General features: G+C 55.5%; 22 protein-coding genes. 11 read left to right on the top strand and 11 right to left on the bottom strand.

The window, feature by feature from the left end; genetic code table 11:
* Window positions 1–22: 22 nt before the first annotated feature.
* Window positions 23–394: a hypothetical protein gene (locus DXY33_RS08585; RefSeq protein WP_115132532.1), complete on the top strand. Its 372-nt coding sequence runs from the start codon at window positions 23–25 to the stop codon at window positions 392–394.
* A gap of 180 nt (window positions 395–574) precedes the next feature.
* On the opposite strand, the gene DXY33_RS08580 is transcribed toward DXY33_RS08585, so the two are convergent.
* Window positions 575–1,486 (bottom strand): glycosyltransferase 61 family protein, encoded by a 912-nt coding sequence (locus DXY33_RS08580; RefSeq protein ID WP_115132531.1) that lies wholly within the window; start codon window positions 1,484–1,486, stop codon window positions 575–577.
* Between the two features lie 943 nt (window positions 1,487–2,429).
* Between DXY33_RS08580 and DXY33_RS12030 the strand changes: the two genes are divergently transcribed.
* The 3 genes from DXY33_RS12030 (at window position 2,430) to DXY33_RS08570 (ending at window position 4,509) form a co-directional block, all read left to right on the top strand.
* Window positions 2,430–3,284, top strand: coding sequence for a hypothetical protein (locus DXY33_RS12030; protein ID WP_136975445.1), 855 nt, complete (start codon window positions 2,430–2,432; stop codon window positions 3,282–3,284).
* Window positions 3,285–3,780: 496 nt separating this feature from the next.
* Window positions 3,781–4,161, top strand: a complete 381-nt coding sequence (locus DXY33_RS08575; protein ID WP_115132530.1) for a hypothetical protein — start codon at window positions 3,781–3,783, stop codon at window positions 4,159–4,161.
* Between the two features lie 90 nt (window positions 4,162–4,251).
* Window positions 4,252–4,509, top strand: coding sequence for a hypothetical protein (locus DXY33_RS08570; RefSeq protein ID WP_115132529.1), 258 nt, complete (start codon window positions 4,252–4,254; stop codon window positions 4,507–4,509).
* Between the two features lie 241 nt (window positions 4,510–4,750).
* Here DXY33_RS08570 and DXY33_RS08565 read toward each other — a convergent pair whose 3' ends face one another.
* Complete coding sequence (locus DXY33_RS08565; RefSeq protein ID WP_115132528.1) at window positions 4,751–4,930, bottom strand: hypothetical protein; 180 nt, start codon at window positions 4,928–4,930, stop codon at window positions 4,751–4,753.
* A 129-nt stretch (window positions 4,931–5,059) separates the two neighbouring features.
* On the opposite strand from DXY33_RS08565, the gene DXY33_RS08560 reads away from it, so the two are divergent.
* Window positions 5,060–5,281, top strand: a complete 222-nt coding sequence (locus DXY33_RS08560) for a hypothetical protein (RefSeq protein WP_006850715.1) — start codon at window positions 5,060–5,062, stop codon at window positions 5,279–5,281.
* Here DXY33_RS08560 and DXY33_RS08555 read toward each other — a convergent pair.
* The 8 genes from DXY33_RS08555 to DXY33_RS08520 all read right to left on the bottom strand — a co-directional run bounded on the left by DXY33_RS08555 (window position 5,278) and on the right by DXY33_RS08520 (window position 11,607).
* Window positions 5,278–5,499 (bottom strand): hypothetical protein, encoded by a 222-nt coding sequence (locus DXY33_RS08555; RefSeq protein WP_115132526.1) that lies wholly within the window; start codon window positions 5,497–5,499, stop codon window positions 5,278–5,280. The genes DXY33_RS08560 and DXY33_RS08555 overlap by 4 nt on opposite strands.
* The gene (gene secF, locus DXY33_RS08550; RefSeq protein WP_115132525.1) at window positions 5,492–6,481 is read right to left on the bottom strand and encodes a protein translocase subunit SecF; all 990 of its coding nucleotides are present in this window, start codon (window positions 6,479–6,481) and stop codon (window positions 5,492–5,494) included. The genes DXY33_RS08555 and secF overlap by 8 nt, the downstream gene beginning before the upstream one ends.
* 3 nt (window positions 6,482–6,484) lie before the next feature.
* Window positions 6,485–7,987 (bottom strand): protein translocase subunit SecD, encoded by a 1,503-nt coding sequence (gene secD, locus DXY33_RS08545; protein WP_115132808.1) that lies wholly within the window; start codon window positions 7,985–7,987, stop codon window positions 6,485–6,487.
* A 5-nt stretch (window positions 7,988–7,992) separates the two neighbouring features.
* Complete coding sequence (locus tag DXY33_RS08540) at window positions 7,993–8,976, bottom strand: pyruvate dehydrogenase complex E1 component subunit beta (RefSeq protein ID WP_011364166.1); 984 nt, start codon at window positions 8,974–8,976, stop codon at window positions 7,993–7,995.
* 182 nt (window positions 8,977–9,158) lie between these two features.
* A complete protein-coding gene (locus DXY33_RS08535) occupies window positions 9,159–9,476 on the bottom strand; it encodes a DUF3082 domain-containing protein (protein ID WP_006851863.1) in 318 nt (105 codons plus the stop codon).
* On the bottom strand, window positions 9,473–10,396 hold the full coding sequence (gene ispE, locus DXY33_RS08530) for a 4-(cytidine 5'-diphospho)-2-C-methyl-D-erythritol kinase (RefSeq protein ID WP_115132524.1): 924 nt from the start codon (window positions 10,394–10,396) through the stop codon (window positions 9,473–9,475). Before ispE ends, DXY33_RS08535 begins: the two co-directional genes overlap by 4 nt.
* A 9-nt stretch (window positions 10,397–10,405) precedes the next feature.
* The gene (gene rsmA / locus DXY33_RS08525; protein ID WP_115132523.1) at window positions 10,406–11,230 is read right to left on the bottom strand and encodes a 16S rRNA (adenine(1518)-N(6)/adenine(1519)-N(6))-dimethyltransferase RsmA; all 825 of its coding nucleotides are present in this window, start codon (window positions 11,228–11,230) and stop codon (window positions 10,406–10,408) included.
* Between the two features lie 14 nt (window positions 11,231–11,244).
* Complete coding sequence (locus DXY33_RS08520; RefSeq protein ID WP_115132522.1) at window positions 11,245–11,607, bottom strand: YraN family protein; 363 nt, start codon at window positions 11,605–11,607, stop codon at window positions 11,245–11,247.
* A gap of 78 nt (window positions 11,608–11,685) precedes the next feature.
* Here DXY33_RS08520 and DXY33_RS08515 point away from each other — a divergent pair, with 78 nt between their 5' ends.
* From DXY33_RS08515 to DXY33_RS12715, 5 genes are read left to right on the top strand one after another with little or no spacing between them, the layout of a single operon-like run.
* Window positions 11,686–12,171, top strand: a complete 486-nt coding sequence (locus tag DXY33_RS08515; protein WP_115009256.1) for a pentapeptide repeat-containing protein — start codon at window positions 11,686–11,688, stop codon at window positions 12,169–12,171.
* 3 nt (window positions 12,172–12,174) lie between these two features.
* Window positions 12,175–12,603 carry a hypothetical protein gene (locus DXY33_RS08510; protein ID WP_114989032.1) on the top strand — a complete coding sequence of 143 codons (429 nt, stop codon included), beginning with the start codon at window positions 12,175–12,177 and terminating at the stop codon, window positions 12,601–12,603.
* On the top strand, window positions 12,600–13,034 hold the full coding sequence (locus DXY33_RS08505; RefSeq protein ID WP_115132521.1) for a 23S rRNA (pseudouridine(1915)-N(3))-methyltransferase RlmH: 435 nt from the start codon (window positions 12,600–12,602) through the stop codon (window positions 13,032–13,034). The genes DXY33_RS08510 and DXY33_RS08505 overlap by 4 nt, the downstream gene beginning before the upstream one ends.
* A 9-nt stretch (window positions 13,035–13,043) precedes the next feature.
* Window positions 13,044–13,346: a hypothetical protein gene (locus tag DXY33_RS12720; RefSeq protein WP_115132520.1), complete on the top strand. Its 303-nt coding sequence runs from the start codon at window positions 13,044–13,046 to the stop codon at window positions 13,344–13,346.
* Between the two features lie 54 nt (window positions 13,347–13,400).
* Window positions 13,401–13,670, top strand: a complete 270-nt coding sequence (locus tag DXY33_RS12715; protein ID WP_244275964.1) for a 2OG-Fe(II) oxygenase — start codon at window positions 13,401–13,403, stop codon at window positions 13,668–13,670.
* On the opposite strand, the gene DXY33_RS08490 is transcribed toward DXY33_RS12715, so the two are convergent.
* On the bottom strand, window positions 13,639–14,028 hold the full coding sequence (locus tag DXY33_RS08490; RefSeq protein WP_244275963.1) for a hypothetical protein: 390 nt from the start codon (window positions 14,026–14,028) through the stop codon (window positions 13,639–13,641). The two genes, DXY33_RS12715 and DXY33_RS08490, sit on opposite strands and share 32 nt — an antisense overlap.
* 88 nt (window positions 14,029–14,116) lie before the next feature.
* Between DXY33_RS08490 and DXY33_RS08485 the strand changes: the two genes are divergently transcribed.
* Window positions 14,117–14,548 (top strand): LexA family transcriptional regulator, encoded by a 432-nt coding sequence (locus DXY33_RS08485; RefSeq protein WP_115132518.1) that lies wholly within the window; start codon window positions 14,117–14,119, stop codon window positions 14,546–14,548.
* Window positions 14,549–14,553: the final 5 nt, after the last annotated feature.

Genomic DNA, 14,553 nt, shown 5'->3' with positions numbered 1-14,553 from the left:
ATGAAGCAAGCAGTGGCTTGAGATGGCCAAAGGAATCACCGAGGCAACCAAGTTCATCCGGGCAGTGATGGCTCAGGAAATTGAGAATGCTGCAAACCAGCCGTACACCGTCGGCAAGGGTGCTGATTTGGTTGCGTTCCTAAGAACAGTCGCCTCGGAGATGCTTGAGGACGACTGGGTTAGCCGTTACGGAATTGATGTTCCAGAAGGGTGGAGAACACCACAAGGGAAGTTTAGTGAACGCGATGCAGCGGGCAATCACACCCAGGCACACAAAAAGGCTGTGACATATAGACGCAAGATCTCTCCAACGGGTGTCCAGAATCTACGAAACCCAGCATCCGAGCTTGTAGCCACCCATTGTCAGAGCACAATCATTCTTGATAACAGCTAGTAATCAATATCAATAATTGAGGTGGGGTGGAGAGCAAAACAATGAATCAATCTATTTCATATGGTTGCAAGCGCATAGGGATTGAAGATTGGCTGAATATCAAACGAAGTGCACGTCACCTTACTTTCATTTGGCAGCAAGAGATAAAATTGGACTACCAAAGCTATTTACTCTATACAACTAGATGTCCATGGCATGACTTGTCTCCCGCTCGACACAAGCATTTATCAGGTCTGCAATAAATTTGGCTCGAGAAACATCTCTAATATTTGTATTACCATTAATCCGTGTCACGCAAAGCCTCATGGCAGAGTTAATTAAATCGTAGTTATCTCGATTCGCTTCGTAAGCTGGGTCTTCTTGCCTTCCAACAATGATCATCTTAAGATCAGTTCGTTTTGAAAATATAACAGTATGCAGACCGCTTCCTCTTACACCGGCAATTACCTTTGCGCTAGTGAAAATTCCTACCTGCTTGGCCACAGGCAACCGAGAGGTATCTACCACTATCCAACCAAGTTTAACAAGTGCACTTTCTAAAAGTTGTTCATTTTCGATGCTACGAATACCCCTCCGCGTAATCCAAATCTTTTGATTCATGAAGTCGTTATTAAGGCCTACTTTCTCCCCAACCCTATGAAGAAACTCAAGATGGGTCTTCGTACATCTATTAGTAATAATAAAACCTCTATCAGCAATATTAATCTTACCAAAAAAAGCAAGATTTGTTATCAGCCTTACGGAAGTTCCTTTCGGCAGAAGAAAAGATAAGATGTCCCACTGATACTTTGTAAACTTGTCCTGCATTACCGAGGACCATATAATTTCATTGACCCCATTATAAGTTGACAATCTTGAAAGTGATTCAAGCAAGAAATGACCATAATGAGGATACAGTATGCCACCATAGTATGATTCAACATGCGAAATAAAGGACGCACCTGACTTGTTAGACCGCGATATTTTAATTTCATTCGACATATTTACAGCTTTTAGATTCTTAGACCTGCTATTTTGAAAATCAAGTTCAAACAAGTCCTGATCAAAAATTCTGCCAGCATTGTCAATCAAGACATTGTGAAATGATTTCATCACTACTCACCCTCTGAAATAAAAATAAAAGCAAAATCATGAATCAAGATAATTTTGCTTATGACTGAGATTACCTCGAGTCAAAATCGAATCAAAGAATAAAATTGATTTTTAAAGCAAAATGATTTTTTTACGATAGCACAATAAGCTTATGAAGCGCAATTTTTTGTTGAATATTCCATTACGAATGAATCAAGTCAAAATTTAGAGGGTAGCACTCTTGAGCCTTTTCAAGCATCTCAAGTGACGGCCATTAACGTTACTGTCAATGGCATTTTATATTCTTTATTGGTTGAGATTGACTTGAAGCCTGGGTATTATTTGTCTAGGCAGAGACATATTAGTAGCCTACGATCTCCATTACAAGCAAGTGACTGCCTGGGGTTGGCTTTCAGTGTATTATCGCTATATTATTTAGAGTTGACTAGCAATACAGGGTCTAGCAATCTTCTAGATCAGCAAGAAAGGCTAGATCAAATCTCTATCCGGCTTAACACTCGATCATTGAAATACAATTGATTAGTGATATACTGACACAATAAGTGGCAAAATCTTACATGTAATCCAGCAATTTAAAATGGCAAATAATCTTTTAATTAATAGGTCGTAAAATATGAATCCGGAAGGAAGACAGACCTAAGAAATCGACCGTATATAGATCATCAATTAATCTAAAACTTGGTAAAATATGGAGTTAATTTTGGCAGAAACAAATACCACCTAACCTGCAAATGAGTAACTGTGTCATGTATCCATAGTACTGAAGCAACTCAACTTAGTTTGTTAAACTTGAAAAGCATGAGCACAGACATGATAAATCTTTTTGTTGATCAGATGGTCAAAATATAACGTTTCCCGCCAACTCCCAGGGGGCGTCTATGCGGGTACTAGCAGGCAAAGCAGCAGAAATGTATAATCATTTTAGAACTATTTTACTCAATCATTGAGAACTCTTTTAATTCACCATCATCTACCCAAAAATGCAGGATCATTTATTAGCCATCTATTAAAAAATGAATACAAAGATAAATTTTCTTTAGTTAACGATACTGCAGGTTTTGATAAGGTTGATTTTTCATCAGATCTTGTATGCCTTGAGCTTGATCCCTATTCGTACCACAGCGATTTCTATAAACGATTGAATCAAGAGATCTCATTATTTGATGAGGTTAAAAACTTCACTTGCCTGAGACATCCAGTATCTAGAATTATTTCTAGTGTTAGATACGCTCGCAAAATGGGGCCTAATTATGGATTTCATCACTACGTTCGTCATATAAGAGGTCCGTACACTAATTTTGCATATGATGATTTGATTGAAAGTGCAAATAAAGACATACCATTTCGGTATGCAAATCCGAGTGTATCTTCTATTATTGATTTTATCGTAAGATGTACAACAGATAACACTGTTGTCAATGAAGAGTTTTCAATTGGTCAGACTTACCGCCTGTCCTTCGGAAAATTTCAAGAGGTATGCAGCTTAAATAAAAAGCTTCAGGAAATAGTAAGAAGCACAGTTCTACACGGAGACGACTTGCGTCAACAGTTTTTTAATTACATCAGCGCCCCTGAATTTGCAGTTGTAGGAGTCCAGGAACGATTCGGAACATATCTTGAGTCTTTAGCATCCTCAGATATTATTTCCAAACGAAGTTTAATTGCAGGCCAAAACAAAATAGTAAATAAGGGTTCTAGAAGTGAATGTGACCATGTGGAGCCTGCTCTTGTAATGGACTTTTATCTCAAATATCCTATTGACTTTCTACTTTGGGGTTTTTTCTTCGAAAGAGATTAATTGTGGCCAGACAATTACTGGAACAACGCAATATTAACTGCGAGGGGCTTAAGCTTATAACCTTGTATTTGTCTAGCGAAATATTGCCGAATTGGTGGATTTATGGCCTCATCAATCGATTGTAATCAGCTGACATGGACTGGCTTCCGCCGGCTTTGGGGGTTGCTCAGGGGTTCTGTAGACGGCACATGAGGTGCATCGTTATCAACATCAAAGGCATCAAGCTGACGATCAACCAACGCTTCCCATCGAAGGCAGTTGATGATCAGGTCAGCCTGAATAGTTAGCTGACGTTTAGGCACGAAAAGCTTTCTTTTTTGTTGTAGATAGCATAGCTCTTTTGAGTAAACTAAAAACAACCTGTTCTTACGGTGGGCTGGTTGCTCAGCGCAGCGAGTAGGGGTCACATAGGTGGCCCTTATTTACTGCTAGATAGTGTTATGAAATGGGCCGGGCTCTTGAGGCGGGTTAAAACAGACTCCTCTGATCAGGAACCTTGCTCTTTCTGGCTGAGCTGTACGCGATAGCCAGCTTCGTCTTGCGGTTGCTGGGCCTCAAGCAGCTCGGAAAAAAAGCGCGTGGAAGAGCCAGCGAGATAAGAGCGGAATTTTGGAAATCTGCGGAAGAGCAGAGTCAGCGCATAAAGGAGGCTGAGCAGGAGTGGGAAGATATCTCAAGGCTCACGCCAGAAAAGCGTGCTGAGCTTTGGAAAGCCGGAAAGCTCAACGTTCAGAGCTACAACCGAAGGAAAAACGGATGGTCTTGGTATCCGAGAGCAAAGCCAAAACAGGGCTACAACCCAGACCAGGTCTTCACTGTCCCCAGGGTAGGTCGCTATCGGATCAACAGCAAAGGACGGAAGGTTTATGACGTTTAGGAAAGGGCAATGAGACAACTCCTACTGCTACCGCTGCTGTTGCTGGCTGCCTGTAAGCCAGCTGAGCCAGCAGAGCCAACACCACAGCAGGTGGGCGACGTGCTCGCTCAGCAAGCCTTGGAACTAGTATGCGAAGCGGAAGCGTTGTTGATAAACGCAGCTGCTTCTGGGGATGTATGCGCCAAAGCCGAGACGATTAACGCGGGCTTGGAAATGGCTGCTGCGCAATACGACGCCATTGCGGTCTTGCAGGAGGAAAACGGAGAGGTAACGAACGCCATGCGCATGAAAGGCGTCGCGAACGGTCACAGGAAGAATGCGAGAAGACTCAGACGCGAGTGCGGCTAAGGCCGAAAACCTAGGCTGTGGCCACACTATTGGCCACACTTTCGCCAAGAGTCATTATTAACACTAGGCAGCTCGTGGACCGCTGGGCATAAACCCAGCCATGAGGCCTGTATCCGCACGTACATCCGGTAGCAAGGGTCACACCTGAGACACGACCTGCATGCGTATTTTTACGTAGTCGTGAGAACGACGCGTCGAGCCTTGGGACTCTTGGGAGAGGGTCCCATTTTTTTCGGCCACATCAGAGCAGGTGACGTTTCTTTTTTTCGCTCGAATCACGCTCACGCTCAACCGCCTGCCAATAGGCCGCAGAGACCGCCACCTCTTGACCACGCTCAATCTTGTTCAAGCGCGTCTTCAGAGCCTCAACCTCAGCACGCAAGCCGAAGACCACCTCGCTGAGACCAGGATTCAACTCCATGGAACCTGAGCAACCAAATGTGTCGTAGCTCAGGCTTCCCAAGAACTGACGTTCATAGCGATACCGAAACAGCCACCTCCACGCCCTTCAATCCAATAGTGTGTCCAAGAGGTCTTGAGACGAACGGGCTTGGACGTCATCTTCAATTTCTCCCGTTACGAGGAACTGAGGCAGGCCGTGATGCAGCTGGTTCGCGAGAATCTTGACCCCGATTTGCTGCAAGAGGAAGCCCACGATCTGTTCGAATCGTGGTGGGCCTCAACCCACAGCCAGGGGCAGTGGAACGCCGAGGTGAAACAACGCACCTGGGATTCGATCTGGCGGGAATTCGGCAACGGCCCCAAGCGCTAACCGAAACGACGCCAGAGAGAGCCGGAACCCAGCAAGACCACCACAGCAAGCTGATGATGCCGAATGGCATAACCAAGCCCTGTGATCGTGAACTGATCACTGAGCAGCAGAACTTCGGTGCGCAGATCAGCCAGAGCCAGCAGGATCAACAGAATTGGAAACCAACGGGCCGAAACAGCACGGCGTCTCCGCTCTGAATTACCGCTAGATTTACTCAAGGGAGCGGTCCCACAGCGTGAGCAATGAGGGCGCCAGGGCGATGCTCGACCAGGAGCCAACAACAACCCCGAGGGCGAGGGCGATGGCAAACCAATACAGGGTTGCTCCACCGAAAAAAACGAGCGCCAAGAGAGGCAGCAGGGTGGTTCCGCTGGTGTTGAGCGTGCGGGTCAGGGTGGCGGACACCGCTTGATCCACCTGCACTGAAAGCGGCAGGTCGGCAGCATCCTTGCTGCGTTCACGGATGCGATCAAAGACCACCACCGTGTCGTTGACCGAATAACCAGCAATGGTCAGCAATGAAACCGCAAAGAGGCTGTCCACCTCCAGCTGAAGCACAACCCCGAGCCAGGCAAAAACTCCACAGACGATCGCCACGTCATGGGCCAGCGCCACCAGAGCGAGAAACGCGTAGCGGCGGTCGTAGCGGAAGCTGATGTAGGCCGCAATACCACTGAAGGCCACCAACAGAGAAATCAGACTGCTGCGCAGCAATTGTTTGCCCAGGCTCGGCCCGATCGTGTCGACCGATTGACCACCGGAGAGGAATGGCCCTGCAACGGGTTCAACCGCCTCAATCACCGCTTGGCCCTGGGCAGCCGACAACGTTGGCAGGCGCAGCAACAACGACTGACCGCCATCCAGAAGCTGAACCCGGGGAGCGCCCAAGTTGGGGAGAGGTTGACCCTCCTCCTGGGGCAGCTCCAGGCTGCGGATCACATCCGAGACCTGAATCGCCTTGAGCTCGGCGCAGGCGTCATCACAGCGACGCTCCAGTTGAATCTGCGTGCCACCGGTGAAATCCAGGCCGGGACGGAGAGGAGCACGAATCGCAGGATCCAACCAGCTGAGCACCAGGCCCAACAGGCTGATCAGAACCACCAGACCAGAAACGAGCCACACCTTGCGGCGCATGCTGCTGAGGGACCAGCGCAATCTGAGGACCGTGGCCGCTTGTGCCGATGACGATGCTTCAGTCATGGTTCAGGCGGTGGGGGAAGGAAGTTGCCCGGTGGTGGAAGGAAGTTGCCCGGTGGGCAGAAAGTTGCTGGCACGACGCAGACCGGCGTAGCCCATCAGGAAACGAAGCAGGGTGCGGGTGCAGGTCAGGGCCGTGAACAAACTCAGCAGAACACCAATGCCCAGGGTCGCGGCAAAGCCCTTGACCAGGCCGGTGCCAAGGAAGAAGAGAGCTGCACAACTGATCAGCGTGGTCAGGTGACCATCGACGATCGATGAAAAGGCCTCGGAGAAGCCTGTATCGATCGAGCGGATCAAGGTGTTGCCCCGCCGCAATTCGTCCTTGATCCGTTCAAAGATCAGCACATTCGCATCCACGGCCATGCCGATCGAGAGGATGAAACCAGCGATTCCCGGCAGGGTGAGGGTGACCGGAATCAAGGCGTAAACCGCCAGGTTGAACAGGGCATAGAGGCTGAGGGCCATTACAGCCACCGCCCCTGGCAGCCGATAGGCCACCACCATGAACACCGCCACCAGAGCCAGGCCCGAGAGGGCGGCCACAAGGCTGCGGCGGATGTTCTCTGCTCCGAGCGTGGGCCCGATGGTGCGGACCTCGATCACTTCAACGGGGAGGGGCAGGGAGCCGCCGCGGAGCTTCACCTCGAGCTCACGGGCCGTTTCCGCACTGAAATTGCCACTGATAGTGGCTGCACCACCAGAGATTCCAGCACTTTTGAACTGGGGGCCAACGCTGGCGGCACTGATCAGCTGATCATCCAGAGTGATTGCCAGCAACCGGTCGGTACCGGCAATCGATTTGGTGAGGTCAGCGAAGGCCTCAGCACCCTCACCATCGAAATTGAGGGTCACCTCCCAGCTGTTCGGGTTGTTCTGGAGCGGTTGGCGGCCTGCCGTCACCAGCTGCTTGCCCGTCAGGGCTGCCGGCTCAAGCATCGTGAGCAGATCGGAATCAACCTTGTTCAGAAGCTGGCGGAGCTGCTCCTCTTCCGAGCTGGCCTGCCCATCCAGACCCAGAGTCTGCTGGGTTGACTTCAGCTGAGCCAGATCCAGAGGCTCCGGGGTCTCACCACGGCGGATCTGATCTTCACGCAACCTGAGGATCGCTTCCACCTGGGAACGGAGCTGCCTCAGGCCTCGGAACTCTGCTTCGGTGTCGGCCTTTTGGGCACGAAACTCCAACAGGGCTGTGTCGCCGAGAACCCGCGCAGCAGCGGTGGGATCCTGCTCACCTGGGAGCTGCAGCACGAGCTGCGACTCACCCACCGTCTGAAGGGTGGACTCAGCCACACCAAGACCGTTGACCCGACGATCGAGCACGGCTTTCACCGCTTCCATCTCTTCGGCACCAACCCGGGTGATTTCTCCGGCTGGCTTCACCTCAACGGTGAGCTGACTGCCGCCCCGCAGATCGAGGCCCAGTTCCAGCGGCGTCCGAACCAAAAACATCCCGGCGGCGATCGCCAGGGCAAGAACAAGGGCAAACCAACCCTGATAACGCGCCATCAACGTCAGATGCCCTTGTTGACCAACGCCTGCGCCGCCTCAACGATCTGATGCGGCTGAATGATCGTGAGGTTCTCGAGAGAACCGTTGTAGGGGGTGGGGATGTCCTGACTGGAAAGACGCACAGGCCGGGCATCCAGATCGTCGAAGCACTGTTCGGTGATCAGCGCAATCAACTCGGCCCCGATGCCGCCGGTCTTCATGCATTCCTCCACCACGATCACTTTGTTGGTCTTGCGGATGGAGCGGCTGATCGTCTCCATGTCGAAGGGCTTGAGGCTGATCAGATCGATCAGCTCAACGCTCACCCCCTCTGCCTCCAGTTGCTCCACAGCCTTGAGACAGTGATGACGCATCCGGGAGTAGGTGAGGATCGTCACATCGGTGCCTTCCTTCACCAGATCCGCCTGGTCGAGGGCACAGGTGTAGTCGCCTTCGGGGAGCTCCTCGCTGAGGTTGTAGAGCAGAACGTGCTCGAAGAAGAGCACGGGGTTGTTGTCGCGAATCGCGGCCTTCATCAGGCCTTTGGCATTGGTGGGCGTGCTGCAGGCCACGATCTTGATGCCGGGGACGGCATGGAAGTAGGCCTCGAGCCGTTGGCTGTGCTCAGCGCCAAGCTGACGACCCACACCTCCGGGGCCGCGCACCACGGTGGGAATGGTGAAGTTGCCGCCGCTTGTATAGCGGAGCATCCCCATGTTGTTGGAGATCTGGTTGAAGGCCAGGAGCAGGAAGCCCATGTTCATGCCCTCAACGATCGGCCGGAGACCGGTCATCGCGGCACCAACCGCCATTCCGGTGAAGCCGTTCTCAGCAATCGGGGTATCGAGCACCCTGAGATCGCCGTATTTCTCCGCCAGATCCTTGGTGACCTTGTAACTACCGCCGTAGTGACCGACGTCCTCCCCCATCACGCAGACGTGGGGGTCTCTCCCCATCTCCTCGTCGATGGCTTCCCGGAGGGCGTTGAAGAGAAGTGTTCCTGCCACGGCGTCACAGTGATCCCGGCCAATCCGGGTGGTGAGGCCAAGCTATCTCAGTCAGCGCAGGGTCAACCGCCCGCCGCGAAGGTGAACAACAACAAAACGGAAAGCAGCATGGCCGGAGACAGCAGCAACGCCAGCTGGCCGAGGTCGTGGGGCGTCATCCAAACCCTGGCAATGAACGGACGCTAGGCAGGGTTCTGATCGCGAGCCGTAAAGAGACTGCGAAGAAACACCAGGGTCAGGCCAAGGGCCACAAAACCTGTGCTGAAGGTGGCCAGGAAGGACAAACCCACCAGAAGGGTCTTCAGGGTGACGGCGATGTTCTGGGCAATCGGCGAGCTGTAGTGCGGGGGATTAACGGCGAAATACACCACCATCCGCCGACTCAGGCCCAGGGCCAGCCAGGCCAACAGCCCGGCCGTCAGCGCTCCGGAAAGAAAACTCAGCGGACCTTTGCGCGGATCCTGTGGTTCGGGGCTCTCTGGTGTGGGGACATCAGTCATGCCTCGATCCTCACGCCATCGCTGCGAAGGGAGCAAGACCAGGCCTTCAGGCCGGCGCGGTCCAGCTGGGGAGTGAGCTGATCCTGCGCCTGGCGGCATGACGCCAGATCGGAAAACAGCGCGAAACAACTGGGTCCAGAACCACTCATGGCCACCGCCAGGCTTTCGGGAACGCTGTTCAACAGATCGAGCGCTGAACGCACCGCAGCTGTTTCAGAAGCAACCACCTCCTGCAGGTCATTGCGCAGGGGAGGTGGCAGCTCGCTGCGCAATGGCTGGAGCCAATCAACGCTGCGCAAGGCTTGCCGTCGTTGTTCAAAAGCCGCCTCGTCAGCGAGGTAGTGGGATTGATTGAGCTCACGGCAACGCTTGTAGGCCCAGGGCGTTGAAACGCTCACCGTGGGGTCTTTGACCAAGAGCACAGCCAGGGGTTGAGGCGTTGGTGGCACTGCTTCCAGTTGTTCGCCTCGCCCGAAACAGAGCTGACATCCTCCGGCCACACAGAAGGGCATGTCTGAACCGAGCTCAGCGGCCATTCGCTCAAGATCCGCGGGGCTGTGGCCCAAGCCCCACAGAGCATTCAGACCAACCAATGCCGCGGCGCCGTCGCTGGAGCCACCAGCCAGGCCAGCACCGATGGGGATGCGCTTCTCGAGATGAATGGACGCCCCCAATTCACTGAAACCCGAACGGTCCCGCAGCAACTGAGCCGCCCGGAGGATCAGGTTGTCGTCGCCGACGCTGAGGCTGGCGTCATCGCAGGTGAGGCTGAGTTGTGCATCAGCGGTGTTCTGAAAGCTCAGGCGATCCGCCAGTTCGATGCTCTGCATCACCATGGCCAGCTCATGGAAACCGTCCGATCGCAGCCCCAGGACCTCCAGGTGCAGGTTGACTTTAGCCGGGGCCGTCACCGTGATCATGGTGGTTGTTCAGTCGCCCCGATTCAAACCCCTGGCCAGGGCGACCCAGGTGGCGGGCGCGAGTTCCTGGGGGCGTTGCTGCAGGCTGAAACCCGCGGAGGCCGCCAGCTCCTTCAAGCGGTCTGGCTCAGCCACACCCGCCAGGGTGTTGCGCAACATCTTGCGCCGGGCCAGGAACGCCTGCTTCAGCAGCGATTCCACCCGAGCGGCCAGAGCCGGCTCCACCCGCTCCGCGGCCGGCAAGGGCTCCAGGCAGATCACTTCCGATTGCACCTTTGGTGGTGGCTGAAAACACCGTGGTGGCACCGGACACACCGAACGGCACCGGGCCAGCAGCTGCATGCGCACACTCAGGGCACTGAAACTGCTGTGGCCGGGTCGGGCACGAATCCGCTCCGCGACTTCCTTCTGCACCAGCAACACAAGCCGTTGGTAGGGCGGATCCACCGGCCGGTCCAGTCGGCCCACCAACCGCTCCAGCAGTGGGCCAGTGATGTTGTACGGAATGTTGGCCACCACCTTGTCGGCGATGCGGCCATCACTCAATTCCAGTGGGGCTTCAAGAACATCGCCCTGATGGAGGCTGAACCCAGGCTGAGCTTCAAAACGTTCCTGAAGACCATCCACCAGATCGCGGTCGAGCTCAATCGCATGCACCGCCTTCAGCCCCGCGGCCAGCAGACGCTCGGTTAACGCCCCGCGACCTGGCCCCACCTCCAGCACCCGATCGGTGGACTGCAGGTCAGCAGCCTCGATGATTCGTTGCAGCACGGATTCGTCCCGCAACCAGTGCTGACCGAAACGCTTGCGGGCGTGATGTCCGGAGAAACCCATGGGTCAACTGTGCATCAGCACAGCCGCTCCACATCAATCCAGCGAATCGTTCGGCGGGACGTCATCAAGGGAACAAGAGCCAGCTTGACCCGGAGCAGCTGCTGAGCTGACGCCGGATGCCCAGCTCTCCAGCAACTGATGGCGCGGGCCATGCGGCGCCGTTTGGCGGAATGGAAGGCATCAAGGCCATGGCGGTCCCGATGCCCCGTGCGACGGCCCTTCACCTCCACCACCAGCAGCTGCTGCTGCCGCTCCAGCACCAGATCGAGCCCGCCCCAGCGGCAGTGCCAGTTGCGGCCCAGCAACCGCCATCCCTGCGCTTCTAGCTGCTGCAAGGCCTGCTGCTCCGCCCAGCCACCGCTGCATTGAGACCCCACCGGCTTGAAACCTTACGTCTTGGTTCAAACCATTCCCCCCTGGAACGGTTCTAGGGTTCGGCGGTGATGGTTCCGATCATGGGCAGACGCTTCACGGCCGTACTGATCTCTCTGGTGGTGTTCACATGCCAGTGGCTGATGCCGGCTCCGGCCCACGCCGCGATGGATGTGGCCAAACAGGTGCTGATCGGTGCCGACTATTCCAACAAGGACCTGCGGGGGGCCACCTTCAACCTCAGCAACCTGCGCGAAGCCAACCTGTCCGGGTCTGATCTGCGGGGAGCCAGCCTCTACGGCGCCAAGCTGCAGGATGCCGACCTCAGCGGCACCGACCTGCGCGAAGCCACCCTGGACGCCGCTGTGATGACAGGCACCAACCTTGAGGATGCGGTGCTGGAGGGGGCTTTTGCCTTCAACACCCGCTTCAGCGATGTGTTGATCACGGGGGCCGACTTCACCGACGTTCCCATGCGCGGGGACCAACTCAAAAGCCTCTGCGCCGTTGCCGACGGAACGAATTCCGTCACGGGCCGCAGCACCCGTGAAAGTCTCGGTTGCGCCTGAACCATGAGTTTTGATCCCCGCAGCCTCGAGCGCCTGCGTGAGTTGGGGCGTCAACTCCCTGCACGCCTGCCGGAACCGGAGAAGCCTGCGTCAGCTCCCAAAGCCAGCCAAGTGCGCCATCGCGTTGAAACGGAGAAGAACCCCGAGGAGCTCTTCCGGGAACTGATGAAGGCCAGCCAGGACGGCACCGTTCCTGAGCACCTCATGGACCGCCTCAAACAGTTGGAGGCCCAACGCAAACCATCGGCTCAACCATCGCCGTTCAACAACAACGACACCACCCCAGCCCTTGCCGCACCAGCGCGCAGCCAGCCCGGACCGGGAAAAAACACCCAGCCGAAACGGCCGAAGGTGGACCCGGGCAGCGAGGAGGAAAGCCTCTACGTGGCTTTCGGGCAGCTGCTGCTCGAGGATGAGGGAGATGACGTTTGAACCCGGCCCGTTGCCGGATTCTTGCGGTGGGCAAAGTGCGTCGTTGCTGGATTCAGGACGGCATTGACCTCTACCTCAAACGCCTGCCTGGGTTGACCATCAGCGAACTGCGCGACAGCAATCCAGATAAGGAAGCCGATGCCATCAGAGCGGCCCTGCGACCCGACGAAACCCTCATTGCACTGATGGAACAGGGCGACACCTTGGCGTCGATTCCCTTCGCGCGACGTCTCGAGCAATTCGGCAACCAACGGCTGGCCTTCGTGATCGGTGGGGCCGACGGTCTGACGGCTGAGCTCAAGGCACAGGCCCAATGGCGCCTGAGCCTTTCACCGATGACCTTCCCCCACGAACTGGCGCGGCTGATGCTCGTGGAACAACTGTTCCGAGCCCAGGCGATTGTTCAAGGCAGCCCTTATCACCGTGCCTAGGGTTCGGCGATGGCCGCTGATCTCTCAGCCACGACCATGCTGCACATCATCGACAACCTTCTGCCCGCCAGCGCCCTTCAGGACCTACGCGACCTCTGTGACATCCACGGGCGACTCAAGGAGGAACACGACGGTGATGCTCAATTCAGCTGGCGACCCGAAACCGGTTCTCCCCGCTCGATTCACGCAGCCGCTCAGCAAGCCGTCGTCGATCACTACCTCGACGAGGCCCTGCTCCCTCTGGCAACACCGTTCGCACCCCAGCGGGCCGGAGTCGAGTGGTGGTGCAACACCAACAACGATCTCGACTAGCACATCGACAAGGACGAGCTGGAAGGTCGACGCAGCGGCCGTTTCCTGCTTCCGTTGCTGTCCACCGTGTTTTACCTCCACGTGAGCTGCGCTGGCGGCGAACTGCTGGTGGCCGATAGCCCTCCGATCGAGAACGGATACCAGGGGCCGTTATCCACATTCCGCTCGGTGATCTCGATCCCACCGGTGGTGAACCGTCTGGTGCTGTTCTCCCCAGGCATCCTGCACCGGATCAACCCGTTCGAAGGCGAGCGCTATTCCGTGGCCGTGAACATCTGGGAGCAAGCACCCCTCACCACAACGGCTGCAGAACCACCGGCTTGAATTTTTCGATCGAAACCGTCCAGGCCCGCGGGGAGAAAGCCTGCAATGCCGCTTTGAACGCGGCCGTATCCCCCGTGTTCAACCAGTCCGCCTTGAGCCTGGGCACGTCCTCCGGCAGTCGTTCCATCGGCAGCTCCACCAGCAGCAGGCTGTCGGCTCCAGCCGCACGCTGCAGCGCACCCTGATCACTGCGCTGCCACACCCGCAGCAACAGCTCCAGCACCAGTGCATGGCCCAACGCCTCCGGGGCCTCACCCTGCTGAGCCACCTCTTTCTGAGACCGTCCCCCCAGGGGCAGGGCGCGCCGGCCCTGCTGATCGATCAGCGCCATGGCCACGAGGTAAGGGGAGTCAGCCAACACCAGATGTCGAAGGCCACCATCCTCACCGGATCCTCCCCACAATGAGCAGTACATGCGTACTATTTAACCAGTTGTCGCTGCTGCCGTGGAGCTCCAACACAGACCGCTTCCCCTGCAGCCCAAGCGCAGTCGGCTCACGCTGCCCCTAGCCGGGGAACGGGTCGCCGCAGGCTTCCCGTCCCCCGCCGATGACTACATCGACGTGGGGATCGACCTCAATGAACAGCTGATCCGGCATCCCACCAGCACCTTTTTCCTGCATGTGAGCGGCGAATCGATGACCGACGCCGGCATCCACGACGGCGATCTTCTGGTGGTCGATCGCAGCCTCGACCCGCGTCCGGGCCAGGTGGTTGTGGCGGTGCTCGACGGTGCCTTCACCCTCAAACGCCTGATGCGTCATCACGGCCGGTTGCGCCTGGAAGCCGCCCATCCGGACTATCCGCCACTGGAGCTTCACCGCTGCGGCGAAGTGCAGATCTGGGGTGTCGCCATCCACGTGATCCATCCGCTCTGAAGCGA

This window comes from Synechococcus sp. N26, from assembly GCF_900473975.1.
In the GTDB taxonomy this organism is placed as follows: Bacteria; Cyanobacteriota; Cyanobacteriia; order PCC-6307; family Cyanobiaceae; genus Parasynechococcus.
The sequence above is the reverse complement of the archived record's forward strand: the minus strand, read 5'-3'. Positions and strand labels throughout refer to the sequence as shown.

Bases quoted from the DNA above. Each gene is read 5' to 3' on its own strand.
- DXY33_RS08585 (WP_115132532.1), top strand. From the start codon at position 23: ATGGCCAAAGGAATCACCGAGGCAACCAAGTTCATCCGGGCAGTGATG.
- DXY33_RS08580 (WP_115132531.1), bottom strand. From the start codon at position 1,486: ATGAAATCATTTCACAATGTCTTGATTGACAATGCTGGCAGAATTTTT.
- DXY33_RS08565 (WP_115132528.1), bottom strand. From the start codon at position 4,930: ATGGAGTTGAATCCTGGTCTCAGCGAGGTGGTCTTCGGCTTGCGTGCT.
- secF (WP_115132525.1), bottom strand. From the start codon at position 6,481: ATGACTGAAGCATCGTCATCGGCACAAGCGGCCACGGTCCTCAGATTG.
- secD (WP_115132808.1), bottom strand. From the start codon at position 7,987: ATGGCGCGTTATCAGGGTTGGTTTGCCCTTGTTCTTGCCCTGGCGATC.
- DXY33_RS08535 (WP_006851863.1), bottom strand. From the start codon at position 9,476: ATGACTGATGTCCCCACACCAGAGAGCCCCGAACCACAGGATCCGCGC.
- ispE (WP_115132524.1), bottom strand. From the start codon at position 10,396: ATGATCACGGTGACGGCCCCGGCTAAAGTCAACCTGCACCTGGAGGTC.
- rsmA (WP_115132523.1), bottom strand. From the start codon at position 11,230: ATGGGTTTCTCCGGACATCACGCCCGCAAGCGTTTCGGTCAGCACTGG.
- DXY33_RS08515 (WP_115009256.1), top strand. From the start codon at position 11,686: ATGGGCAGACGCTTCACGGCCGTACTGATCTCTCTGGTGGTGTTCACA.
- DXY33_RS08510 (WP_114989032.1), top strand. From the start codon at position 12,175: ATGAGTTTTGATCCCCGCAGCCTCGAGCGCCTGCGTGAGTTGGGGCGT.
- DXY33_RS12720 (WP_115132520.1), top strand. From the start codon at position 13,044: ATGGCCGCTGATCTCTCAGCCACGACCATGCTGCACATCATCGACAAC.